The sequence below is a fragment of the Virgibacillus halotolerans genome (assembly GCF_016908515.1).
GTDB classification, from domain to species: Bacteria; Bacillota; Bacilli; order Bacillales; family Amphibacillaceae; genus Virgibacillus_M; species Virgibacillus_M halotolerans.
The window spans coordinates 132805-144673 of record NZ_JAFBEA010000012.1 but is presented as its reverse complement, the minus strand read 5'-3'; the positions used below and the strand labels follow the sequence as shown (position 1 = coordinate 144673).

The following is an 11869-nucleotide window of genomic DNA, read 5'->3' as shown; positions in this document are numbered from 1 at the left end:
AGGCCATGCCCTAAGGATGCGCATCCGCCCAGATCGATCCTGGACGGCGGAATAACACCCATCTTAAGAAATCAACATGCTCTTATATATAAATGCGATAATAAAAAGCGACAAAATTAACGAAAAGGCTCTATCAAAAGTCAAGTTGGGCAGTGTATCACCATCTTTTCTAATTCTATCAAGGCCTATATGTTAATTTTACTCTGCGAATGTTGAGACAATAAGAAATAAGGCCGGGCTATGCGCCTGGCCTTATTTCTTATACAATTGGATCACTATAATGATTGGTTAAATTGAAGTGCAGCGGTTTTCCGGTATCATAAGAAATATTATCAATTAGTTCGCGTAAAGTTTGTTCCGCTTCGACATTATGATGATTCCAATAATGTTGTACTTCGGTTAAAATGGCAATCCCCTCGGCTCTCCCTTGATTATAAAGTGCTACAAAACTTTTATTACAAGGTTCATTGGTAGCTGGATGATGCCAGGTTGTTTCATTTAAATTTAAATAATCAATATCCGCTTTTATCGGCCGATGCGAATAGGAGGAGATAAGCGATCCTAGCAATGCATTTTTCCATCCATATGGATCCGCTAAGATTTTTAAAGCACGTCTCATGTCCTTATAGGCCTTTTGAATATATTTAGGCGAATCCTTGTGAAGTTCGGGATAGTATTTGTTTATATTTTCATGTAAAAGACCGAGCACATCCTTATCTAAAGATCTACCTACATCAATTTCTTTGTATACAGGTGCTTTCCATGATTTTAAATTATGGTATTTATTCATCATGGCGGTGTCAATCAAAACTTCCAGCTTTTGATGATCACTTCCTTCATAGCCCGCCCGATAATGGATATACGGATGTGTGTTACGATCCAACACATGGTGCGTTATAAATCCAGCAACATAAGCCTTCACTCTGGGACTCATATCTTTGGCTGCAATGATCATATCCATCAGAAAGGCACCACAATTTTTCGTATGCATGGCCGTTCCAACATCGTGTACGGGTTCTTCTTTTATCCACGGCCAAAAGTTATAATAGAAAAAAGGGTCTGGTCCTTGTGCCCCCAGTTTCATCAATGTTTCATCTTGTGAAAAGGGATATGGTTTTTTCACTGCATCAACCACATCTTCACAAAAAAGTATATGTGTCCAAATATTTGGCAACACGTAAACCTCCTCAGAACACGTTGCTCTATTTTATCTAGCGAAGACTTTGATTCGTTATAATTGTTTTAAGCATAAATGATTGCGTCTAATGGTCTTCTAGAAGAAATAGTTTTGTAAGTATTTTTTCCTATCTTGTATTATAAAAGATATTCGGCTGAAAATGGTGGTAAAAATAGGTACAAATTTGTGTCATCATCATATATAGATTAATTTGTAACAATTATGACGTAAATTGCAAGTTATTATTTTCACTGCTAAGGGAATATAACTTCTAGGATATCGATATGAGCGCGACCTTAGCTTCTGTCTTCGCTTTCCGGCTTGCCAATCGGCAAATCTTCTTTAATTCAATAAAATTTGTTACAATAGAAATAGCGTTAAAATAAATACATATATACTTAGGGGAGGAAATAGGATGGATTACCGGGTAGAGAAAGATACACTAGGGGAAATTAATGTACCTGCAGACAAATATTGGGGTGCACAGACACAAAGAAGTAAGCAAAACTTTCCAATAGGTAATGAAAAAATGCCGACGGAAATTATTAAAGCGTTTGCGATTTTGAAGCAAAGTGCTGCAAAGGCAAACAGTGAACTGGGTTTGCTCGATAATAAGAAAGCCGAAGCGATTGAATATGCTGCCGGACAAATTATCGAAGGGAAGCTGCATGACCATTTTCCATTGGTTGTTTGGCAAACTGGAAGTGGAACACAGTCCAATATGAATGTGAATGAAGTCATCGCATTTGTTGGAAACAAATGGTTACAAGAACAGGGCAGTGATGTTGTCTTACATCCAAATGATGACGTTAATAAATCACAGAGTTCCAATGATACGTATCCAACAGCAATGCATATTGCATCAGTTTTAGAGTTGGAAGACACAGTTGTTCCAGCATTAATTACTTTGAAAAACACATTGAAGGAAAAAATGAACGCGTTTAAAGACATTGTGAAAATAGGTCGGACACATCTTCAAGATGCTACACCATTAACGCTAGGTCAGGAAATAAGTGGATGGCACAGCATGTTAGTGAAGTCGGAAGCGATGATCAAAGAAAGCACACAGCATGTAAAAGAATTAGCGATCGGTGGAACAGCAGTCGGTACCGGATTGAATGCACATCCGGAATTTTCTGAGCGCGTTTGTAAAGCAATTAGCGATTTTACCGGAAAAACGTTCATTTCTTCAGCAAATAAATTTCATGCTTTAACGAGTCATGATGAAACGGTTTATGCGCATGGAGCATTAAAAGCATTGGCAGCAGATCTGATGAAAATTGCCAATGATGTACGCTGGTTGGCAAGCGGTCCAAGATGTGGCATTGGAGAAATTACAATTCCGGCAAATGAGCCAGGAAGCTCGATTATGCCAGGGAAAGTAAACCCAACCCAAAGTGAAGCAGTTACAATGGTTGCTGCGCAGGTAATGGGAAATGATGCGTCGATTGGATTTGCTGCAAGTCAGGGTAATTTTGAATTAAACGTATTCAAGCCGATTATTGCTTATAACTTCCTACAATCCTGTCAGCTCCTTGCCGACAGCATGCTATCTTTTGATGAGCGCTGCGCACAAGGCATTGAACCAAATCATGAACAAATCGAGAAAAATTTAAATGATTCTTTAATGTTGGTAACGGCATTAAATCCGCACATTGGTTATGAAAATGCTGCTAAAATAGCGAAACAAGCATTTGCAGATAACGCAACGTTAAAGGAAACTGCAGTAAAGTTAGATTTACTGACAGCAGAGGAATTTGATCAATATGTTGATCCGAAAGAAATGACTCATCCAAAATAAGGCGTAGAAAAGCTCATCCTGACGGGTGAGCTTTTTTTTCGCTGAATTGGTCTTACATGAACATTTTACCAATCAATTTTCGTAATAACTTTAAACTAAATGCGAACAATAGAATTACAGGAGGTGAAAAACACATGGCTAATTCAAATTCAAACCAATTAGTTGTACCTGGTGTACAACAAGCTCTTGATCAAATGAAATATGAAATTGCATCAGAATTTGGTGTAACACTTGGACCAGATTCAACTTCCCGTTCTAACGGATCTGTAGGTGGAGAAATCACTAAACGTTTAGTGACAACTGCTCAACAACAACTTAACGGAAACCAACCTAAATAAACATGGCATAAAGGAGAAGTCACTGCGACTTCTCCTTTTTCTAATAACGTACATATATTACTATTATTTAATTCGTAATTCAGTTTCTGCATCAAAAAAGTGTGTTCTATTCATATCAAATGCTAATTCCAGGTTTTCCCCACCCATAATGTCTGATCGGGAATCAACACGTGCAACAAAATCTTGGTCACTCACTTTTGAGTAGAGATAAGATTCCGCCCCCATTAACTCAGCAACATCGATAAAAGCTGTGATTTTAGTATCCGGGCTTGCATTAATAAATGCGGGTTCATCATGAATGTCTTCTGGGCGGATCCCTAATATGATGTCTTTATCGTTATAGCCTTGATCGCGAAGTATTTTCATCTTACCTTCAGGAATTTTTATTTTGATATCACCCATTACGAAATTTCCTTCTGCGATTATTCCAGTTAAGAAGTTCATGGAAGGGGATCCGATAAAACCTCCAACGAATACATTATCCGGTTTATCATAAACATCTTTTGGTGCTCCTACTTGTTGGATAATGCCATCTTTCATCACAACGAGCCGGGTTGCCATCGTCATTGCCTCTGTTTGGTCATGTGTTACATAAATCGTTGTTGTTTGCAGACGTTGGTGGAGCTTTTGAATTTCTGAACGCATTTGTACACGTAATTTAGCATCCAGGTTGGATAAAGGTTCATCCATCAAGAATACTTTGGCATCACGAACAATTGCCCGTCCCAATGCCACACGCTGGCGCTGCCCACCTGATAGCGCTTTCGGTTTACGGTCCAAAAAAGCTTCCAAGCCAAGAATTTTTGCCGCATTATCGACACGTGCTTTAATTTCCTCTTTTTTAAATTTACGAAGCTTTAATCCGAATGCCATATTGTCATACACATTCATATGTGGATAGAGCGCATAGTTTTGGAAAACCATTGCAATATCGCGATCCTTTGGTGCAACATCATTCATTTTTTTATCATCAATAAAGAGCGAGCCTTCGGAAATTTCTTCAAGACCAGCAATCATTCTAAGTGTTGTTGATTTTCCACAACCGGACGGTCCGACAAATACAACAAACTCTTTGTCCGCGATATCCAAGTTAAAGTCATGAACTGCAAGTACCTTTTTGTCATATGTTTTTTTAATACTTTCTAATCGTAATTCTGCCATTTCATCCCCTCCATTTATGTAAGCGTTTTACTAACTTTAGTATAAAGAAGAAGGGGCAAACAAGGAATGGGAAACATGCACAAAGATATTATGCTTCTTTGTGCATGTTTCCCAGTAGGGCGAGATAAACCGTTAATGCTTGGTGAAATTGTCGTACATCAATGCCCGTTTTTTCAATGAATTTATCTAAGCGGTATTGCAAGCTGTTTCGATGCATATATAGTTCTTTTGCAGTAAGAGACACATTTAAATTACAATGCATAAACGTCTTGATGGTGTGGAGCAGTTCATCATCGGCAGCAAATTCCTGGAGAATCAAAGAAGTAACTTCCTCCCGAAATGAGGCGTCCGTTTGATTTACGAATAAAGCAGGGATTGCATCGATATAACTGATAACTGATTGTTCAGAATAGGATAATGCAACAGCAGCATTTTCCAAGAAATGATTATAGTGATTGTTTATATTTGTAAGATGATCCAGGTAGGGTCCGACAATAAAATTTAATTTCACATAAAGATCACTCATTAATACATCAATAATTTGTTCGTATGAAATATTTTCCTCGACAAGTGACGATTGTTCTTCAATAATTATGCCTTCTTGTTCATTTTTCCATAAAATTGGGACAGGTTTGGCGAAGAACGCATGAATCGCTTCCTTGAAGGAAAATAAATTGATTTGATTTTTCTTAATCGTAAAATAAACGAACCGAAAAGGGGTTATGTTTGTTTGAGTTCCCAAACCATTGACTCGTTTTTTCCAAAGCTTTTCCTGTTCTGTCGGGACGGGAAAATGTGTATCATAAGGTGTTAAAAATGCCGATAAAATGGCGATATCTTTTTTAGTTAGCTCCGCTTTATCCATTCCAATGATTTCATTATCCTCTGTCATAAACCATTGATAATTCTCAGCAGTATCTGCCGCATCATGATATATTCGAAAAGATGCAAATGTGTTTTTAAGTTGTTTGAGCATAGGAAAACCTTCTTTCTGACGTCAGATATTATAATTATAGCAATACTTAACCAGATTAAAAAATAATTATAGCTTTTCAAACATTTTGATGAAATAGTATACATGAGTCAGTTCGTTTGTTATAGTAGTTCTGAGATAAAGTGGACTTGGTGCAGGAGGGAAATCGACGCACAGTACGTCGCGAACATAGTTTATCCAACCTGATTCTTAGTCATATTTATTTCGCAGCTTGGTGGCATTTAGCACAACGCTGAAGAGGCGAGTGCATTCGTAACGCCGCGGAGATAAAACTGAAGGAGGTTAAATCGTGCCTAATATTTATGATAGTGCGTATGATTTAGAAAAGGCAATTCGTGAGAGTGAGGAATTTAAAAACTTAACAACCGCTTTTGAAGCAGTCATGAATGATCCGTCTGCAAAGCAAATGTTTGAAAGTTTCCGTGATACACAAATGGAATTGCAAGAAAAACAAATGCAAGGTCAGGAAATTACAGAAGAAGAAGTGCAACAAGCTCAGAAAGTTGTAGAATTGGTTCAACAACATGAGGACATTTCTAAATTAATGGAAGAAGAGCAACGTTTAAACCTTGTGATTAACGACGTGAGCCGGATTATCACGAAGCCGCTTGAAGACCTTTACGGTGCGCCGGAAGAATCAACAGAAGAATAATACAACATAACTAAACTCTCAGAATTAACTTTCTGCGGGTTTTTCTTTTTTTTGAAGGGTTATAAAAGTACTTGTCGAAATAGTAATAAGGTACATCGTAGAGGTAAAGGGGGATGAAAATATTGAAAACGGTTTTATTTGAAAGCAAAAATAATATATCGTATATCTATTTGAATCGTGCGGAGCGTTATAATGCGTTAAATAAAGAAATGCTTGAAGAATTGTTGCGGGTTGTGGAGCAGGTAGAGCAAAACGAAGATAAAATTGTTATTTTGGCTGGCAAAGGTAACGCATTTTCTGCCGGTGGAGACATTGGTATGATGAAAGACTTTTCGGATAAGAATCTTTTTGATCAAGTTATGACAACGATTGGAAAAATCGCAATGAAATTATATATGATGCCGAAAATTGTCCTATCTGCTGTTCAAGGATCTGCAGCTGGGCTTGGGCTTAGTCTAGCACTGACAGCTGATTATGTGGTCGCTCAAAATGAATCAAAATTAGGGATGTTGTTTATTGGCATCGGGCTGGTACCAGATGGCGGAGGACATTTCTTTTTAAAAGAACGATTGGGTATCCAACAGGCAAAACAATTTATTTGGGGGTTAAAACAAGCAGCTGGTCCAGAAGCGAAAGCGATGGGTCTGGTTGATATTCTGACAGATAAACAGGTGGTAGAACAGGCAACAGATCTGGGGCAACGACTGCTTCATATGCCTCTCACAGCAATGCTGAAAACGAAGATGATATACCATAGGAAACAACAAGCAACATTGGAGGACTATTTAGCAGAAGAACAAAAGATACAGTGGGAGCTTCGGAATATGGAAGATCATCAGGAAGGTGTACAGGCTTTTCTGGAAAAAAGAGAGCCTGCCTTTAAAGGGAGATAAGTTTAACGTTAAAGCTGTTCTCTAAAAGGTTGACACTGCACCCTGGATTCGTCCCACCGAAAAAATTGTTCTAAATAAAGAATCTTAAAAGTAGATATAACTTGGGATGTATTGAGCTGGGTTTCTTATCTTACTGCTTCGGAAATACACATCGCGCATCCTAAGGCTGTTCCCGCAGGAGTCTTCGTGTATTTCCTACACTGTTATTGTGCATGAATGCCAGATTCTATTTATAATCGTTGATTGGAGCGCGGAAAGCGACTGCCAGTAGCGGAAATCAATATTCCTATTACATCGCAGTTTATATCAAGAGTAACAAAGTATATGCAAACAGCGAATTTTAAAAAGACTTCACAAAACCCTGCGAGGCATTTTCGTGAAGCCTTTTAAACTTATCGATGAAATAATACTAATTTTGCTTCAGGTGATACACAGCGGTGCGTGTGTTCACTATAGCCTTCATCATCCAAACGGGTTTGGCCTATTTTTTTTGCCTCTTCATTATTTTCTGCTTCAAATGACTCATCCAGTAATTTCTCCCCTGATGGACTAAACACAGTTAATGCAAAGGTTTTCATTTTTATTCCTCCTTGAGCTGATAAAAGAATTTCCTATCTGTATTATTCTAAATGATTTCAGGGGATCCTGCACGGAAAATTAAAAAATCACGTGTTTTTTGTAAAGTGTCCTTGACATTAAGCATATAGTAATTTACTCTGAGTGTAAAGTTTACTTTACTATGTAGAGTTGGGGATATTATGAAAACAAAAATCAAAGAAAAGCGTACAGCGATGAATATTACGCAGGAAGCATTATCACAAAGGTTACTTGTCTCCAGACAGACGATTATTTCTTTGGAGAAAGGTAAGTATAAGCCGTCATTGATTTTGGCACATAAACTTGCTCAGGTATTTGAATGTACGATTGAAGAACTGTTTATTTTTGAAGGAGATGAGAACATTGATTGAGCTGCAAGAAGTTTTACTTGGTCTTTCTGGATTAGTTGGCGGCGTTGTCATTGCCCTTTTGGTGTTTTTTATCAATCGATGTATCGGGAAGAAAAAGAACTTGTTTGATGAGCGTTACTGGCAGCAAACCCATCGTGCTAAAGCAAAATCATGGGACGCGATGCTCGTTATATTAATTATTGCATGGGCTGTGGTGATCATAGTGGAAGGTGCACCATCTTTTGGATTTTTCCTGATGACTGCTATTTACGTTTTACATTGTTTCACTTTAATTATTACATCCGTGTTTTTTGCAAATAAAGAATAGTGGGAAGGGGAATGCATTTTGACGTTATTATTGAAGGATGTTACAAAGCGATTTGGTAAACATACTGCTGTTGATCAACTTTCACTTGAAATTCCGGAGAGTGAAATGTTTGGATTTCTAGGAGGAAACGGAGCAGGAAAGACAACAACATTTCGAATGATTCTGGGGCTGTTAGACAGTACTTCAGGAGATATTACCTGGAATGGTGAACCGATTAATTATGATAAAAGCCATTTAATCGGCTATCTACCAGAAGAAAGAGGGCTATATCCGAAACTAAAAGTGCGGGAACAAATTATTTATTTGGGAAGGTTACGCGGCATGAAGAAAAACGATATTGTTACAGAACTGGAAGGCTGGTTGGAACGATTTAAAGTGCCGGAGTATATGGATAAAAAGGTTGAAGAATTATCCAAAGGGAATCAGCAAAAGATTCAATTTATATCTGCTGTGATTCATCGGCCTAAATTATTAATTTTGGATGAACCATTTTCTGGTCTCGATCCGATTAACGTGGAGATGTTAAAGCAAGCAGTTTTGGATATTAAAGCGCAGGGGACTTCGATTGTATTTTCCTCCCACCAAATGGAACATGTGGAAGAATTATGTGAGCACTTATGTATTTTACAAAAAGGAAAACCAGTTGTTTATGGTGCTTTAGGAGAAATAAAACGTTCTTTTGGAAAGAAAAATTTAATTATTCATGCCGATATACCATTGGAATTTTTACGGGATTATCCGGGTGTCCTCCATCTTAAAAAAGTAACGGCAGGATGTGAATTGCAAATAGAGAATGAGGCAGTCTCTCAAGGAATATTTGCAGCATTACAAGGCAAAGGATTTATTCGTAAGTTTGATCTTGCCGAACCATCATTAAATGATATTTTCATTGAAAAAGTAGGTGCGGCTTATGAATAAATTCTGGATTGTTCTATCACATACGTATTTTACAAGGGTTAAATCAAAAGCTTTTATCATCACAACATTAATTACGCTGCTCGTCATCTTTGCTGCTGTTAATATTCAACAGATCATTGATACTTTTTCTAGCGGTGAGAAGGATAAAATTGCTGTGATCGATACAACGGATCAGATTTTTGCTCCACTTAAAGAAAATGCTGAAAACATAGATGATGATCTCGAACTTGTTGCTGTTTCTTCGTCGGAATCAGAGGTCAAGGAGGCTGTGCAAGATAAAGAATATGAGGCGCTCGTTATCTTATCGCTCAACGATGAGGATCTGCCTGAGGGAACCTATTATGCAAATAATATTACGAATTCTGGCGTGCAACAGGTGATTGAGGAACAATTGCAACAGCTCAAGGTGGGCATAGCCATTGAGCACGCGGGAATTGATCAAGAGGTAATTGAATCGATTTACGATCCAGTAGCCTTTCATGCCGTTGCATTAGATAAAACGGCTAAGACAAACGAAGAATTAAACCAAGCGCGCGGCATTATCTATGTCATGGTTATTCTCATGTATATCGTTGTGATTATTTATGGAACCATGATTATTAATGCGGTAGCAACGGAAAAGTCGTCACGTGTGATGGAGTTATTAATCTCTAGTGCACCGCCAGTCACGCATATGTTTGCAAAGATATTTGGTGTGGCGCTGCTTGGTCTTACACAGATTGGCATACTTATTCTTGCTGGATACGCGATGATCGCTTTAAAAAAGGATGAATTAGCGGGAGGGATGCTGGAAACGTTTGGTATTCTTAACACACCAGTGTCGTTAATCATTTATAGCATTGTATTCTTTTTACTTGGCTATATATTATACGCGACAATTGCAGCGATGCTCGGATCATTGGTTAGCAGATCAGAGGATGCCCAGCAATTAATCATGCCATTGATATTTTTAATTATGATTGGTTACTTTATTGCGATATTCGGGCTGGCTGCACCAGAATCTACGTTAGTGACGGTATCTTCTTATATCCCGTTCTTTTCGCCGATGCTTATGCTTTTGCGTATTGGTATGTTGGATATTCCTATTTGGCAGGTTGCAATATCCATTGGGATTCTAATTGTAACCATTGTTATTCTAGCATTGCTTGGGGCAAGGGTTTATCGTGGTGGCGTTTTAATGTATGGAAAGTCCAATTCATTAAAAGACGTTAAAAAGGCATTTCAATTATCGAAGAAAGAATAAATTAGATGAAGGGTCACTTTAGGGTGGCCTTTTTAATTTGGTGGAGATAGAACGTGCATTCGTTAACAGGTTTTGTTACACTAATAAGAAAAGTAAACTGATTAGGAACGAGGCTTTATCCATTAAAAGTTGATGATAAGCCAAGTTTTCTAAAAAATAGGTTGCAGGAGATTGGAAGGTGTACAGATGGGAAGAGAAATTTCATTTATTCATGCGGCTGATTTACATTTAGACAGTTTGTTCAAAGGGCTGGCGAATACACCCGAGCATATTTTTCAGGAGATACGAGAGAGTACGTTTCGTGCACTGGACCGATTAGTACAAACAGCGATCGATAAAAAGGTCGATTTTGTTTTGATTGTAGGCGATCTGTTTGATAATGAAGCACAAAGCCTAAAATCACAAATTCGTTTAAAAAAGGCATTTGAAGCATTAAATCGCCACAATATTTATGTTTATATGTCGTATGGAAATCATGATTTTATCAATGGCAATATTCATCCGGTCACATTTCCAGAAAATGTGTTTATTTTTCCTGATGAACAAGTGAGACATTTTATTTATGAAAAAGACGGCGAACCTTTAGTTGCAATTTATGGGTTCAGTTATGAAAATCGTGCAGTAAACAATAAAAAGACAACAGAATACGAGATTCAGCGTAAGGACGTTAGCTATCATATTGCCACACTGCATGGGAGCCTGAAAAGTAATACAGCACACGATGTTTATGCCCCCTTTCAGCTGACGGATCTAACGGAAAAAGATTTTAACTATTGGGCGCTCGGACATATTCACAAACGAGAAATTCTAAAAGAAAATCCGCCGATTATCTATCCTGGTAATATTCAAGGACGAAATCGAAAAGAAACAGGTGAGAAGGGTTGTTACCATGTAGTGCTGTCTGAAAGTAATGTAACGATGTCCTTTATTCCCTTACAAGCAATTGCGTTTCGTCCATTAATGGTTGATGTCTCAGCTTGTACGGAAGCTGGGCAGATGGAAACTTATATACAAACGGCACTGGATGCGATAAAGCAGGATACAGCCCAATTACTTGATCTGACACTTGTCAGTGATAACCCCAAACTTAAGCAATGGGAAAACGATAAATATGTAGAAGATATAATCGAATTAATCAACGAGACAACCGCACACCAGCAAAATTGGACTTATATTTTCCGATATGCAGTTCAAACGCATGTATCAGACATGGATATGGAACAAGCAAAAGGGGATCACTTTATCGGTGAATTGAGCCGACACTTTGATGAAACATCCATTCAACCGTTTATGAAAGCATTATATCAACAAAAAAGCGCACGGAAATTTGTCGATCTTTTAACGGGAGATGAAGAACGGGAAGTTAAGTCAGAAGCGAAAAGCTTGCTGCTCAATGAGCTGCTGAAGGAATGAGGTG

Annotated in this window: 13 protein-coding genes; 9 read left to right on the top strand and 4 right to left on the bottom strand. The window is 38.0% G+C overall.

Going from position 1 to position 11869, the window contains the following annotated elements:
* Positions 1–259: 259 nt before the first annotated feature.
* Entirely contained in the window at positions 260–1177 is a 918-nt protein-coding gene (locus JOC34_RS20040) for a zinc dependent phospholipase C family protein (RefSeq protein ID WP_338062703.1), read from the bottom strand.
* Between the two features lie 415 nt (positions 1178–1592).
* Here JOC34_RS20040 and fumC point away from each other — a divergent pair, with 415 nt between their 5' ends.
* The gene (fumC, locus tag JOC34_RS20035) at positions 1593–2978 is read left to right on the top strand and encodes a class II fumarate hydratase (protein ID WP_205138564.1); all 1386 of its coding nucleotides are present in this window, start codon (positions 1593–1595) and stop codon (positions 2976–2978) included.
* A gap of 134 nt (positions 2979–3112) precedes the next feature.
* Positions 3113–3316, top strand: a complete 204-nt coding sequence (locus JOC34_RS20030; protein WP_205138563.1) for an alpha/beta-type small acid-soluble spore protein — start codon at positions 3113–3115, stop codon at positions 3314–3316.
* 63 nt (positions 3317–3379) lie between these two features.
* Here the strand turns inward: JOC34_RS20030 and JOC34_RS20025 are convergent, their stop codons facing one another.
* Both JOC34_RS20025 and JOC34_RS20020 read right to left on the bottom strand, forming a co-directional pair.
* Positions 3380–4477, bottom strand: coding sequence for an ABC transporter ATP-binding protein (locus JOC34_RS20025; protein WP_205138562.1), 1098 nt, complete (start codon positions 4475–4477; stop codon positions 3380–3382).
* A gap of 88 nt (positions 4478–4565) precedes the next feature.
* Positions 4566–5453, bottom strand: coding sequence for a PucR family transcriptional regulator (locus JOC34_RS20020; protein WP_205138561.1), 888 nt, complete (start codon positions 5451–5453; stop codon positions 4566–4568).
* 307 nt (positions 5454–5760) lie between these two features.
* On the opposite strand from JOC34_RS20020, the gene JOC34_RS20015 reads away from it, so the two are divergent.
* A complete protein-coding gene (locus JOC34_RS20015) occupies positions 5761–6123 on the top strand; it encodes a YlbF family regulator (RefSeq protein WP_205138560.1) in 363 nt (120 codons plus the stop codon).
* Positions 6124–6245: 122 nt separating this feature from the next.
* Complete coding sequence (locus tag JOC34_RS20010) at positions 6246–7016, top strand: enoyl-CoA hydratase (RefSeq protein WP_205138559.1); 771 nt, start codon at positions 6246–6248, stop codon at positions 7014–7016.
* Positions 7017–7408: 392 nt separating this feature from the next.
* Here JOC34_RS20010 and JOC34_RS20005 read toward each other — a convergent pair whose 3' ends face one another.
* A complete protein-coding gene (locus JOC34_RS20005; RefSeq protein ID WP_205138558.1) occupies positions 7409–7594 on the bottom strand; it encodes a YhzD family protein in 186 nt (61 codons plus the stop codon).
* Positions 7595–7774: 180 nt separating this feature from the next.
* Between JOC34_RS20005 and JOC34_RS20000 the strand changes: the two genes are divergently transcribed.
* From JOC34_RS20000 to JOC34_RS19980, 5 genes are all read left to right on the top strand, one after another.
* A complete protein-coding gene (locus JOC34_RS20000) occupies positions 7775–7984 on the top strand; it encodes a helix-turn-helix transcriptional regulator (protein ID WP_205138557.1) in 210 nt (69 codons plus the stop codon).
* Complete coding sequence (locus tag JOC34_RS19995) at positions 7977–8291, top strand: DUF3796 domain-containing protein (protein ID WP_205138556.1); 315 nt, start codon at positions 7977–7979, stop codon at positions 8289–8291. The genes JOC34_RS20000 and JOC34_RS19995 overlap by 8 nt, the downstream gene beginning before the upstream one ends.
* Before the next feature lie 18 nt (positions 8292–8309).
* A complete protein-coding gene (locus tag JOC34_RS19990; protein WP_205138555.1) occupies positions 8310–9209 on the top strand; it encodes an ABC transporter ATP-binding protein in 900 nt (299 codons plus the stop codon).
* Positions 9202–10452 carry an ABC transporter permease gene (locus tag JOC34_RS19985; protein ID WP_205138554.1) on the top strand — a complete coding sequence of 417 codons (1251 nt, stop codon included), beginning with the start codon at positions 9202–9204 and terminating at the stop codon, positions 10450–10452. The genes JOC34_RS19990 and JOC34_RS19985 overlap by 8 nt, the downstream gene beginning before the upstream one ends.
* Positions 10453–10638: 186 nt before the next feature.
* Positions 10639–11865, top strand: coding sequence for a metallophosphoesterase family protein (locus tag JOC34_RS19980; protein WP_205138553.1), 1227 nt, complete (start codon positions 10639–10641; stop codon positions 11863–11865).
* The last annotated feature ends 4 nt before the right edge of the window (positions 11866–11869 follow it).

Coding starts and splice junctions, on each gene's coding strand:
- fumC (WP_205138564.1), top strand. CDS start 1,593: ATGGATTACCGGGTAGAGAAAGATACACTAGGGGAAATTAATGTACCT.
- JOC34_RS20030 (WP_205138563.1), top strand. CDS start 3,113: ATGGCTAATTCAAATTCAAACCAATTAGTTGTACCTGGTGTACAACAA.
- JOC34_RS20025 (WP_205138562.1), bottom strand. CDS start 4,477: ATGGCAGAATTACGATTAGAAAGTATTAAAAAAACATATGACAAAAAG.
- JOC34_RS20020 (WP_205138561.1), bottom strand. CDS start 5,453: ATGCTCAAACAACTTAAAAACACATTTGCATCTTTTCGAATATATCAT.
- JOC34_RS20005 (WP_205138558.1), bottom strand. CDS start 7,594: ATGAAAACCTTTGCATTAACTGTGTTTAGTCCATCAGGGGAGAAATTA.
- JOC34_RS20000 (WP_205138557.1), top strand. CDS start 7,775: ATGAAAACAAAAATCAAAGAAAAGCGTACAGCGATGAATATTACGCAG.
- JOC34_RS19985 (WP_205138554.1), top strand. CDS start 9,202: ATGAATAAATTCTGGATTGTTCTATCACATACGTATTTTACAAGGGTT.
- JOC34_RS19980 (WP_205138553.1), top strand. CDS start 10,639: ATGGGAAGAGAAATTTCATTTATTCATGCGGCTGATTTACATTTAGAC.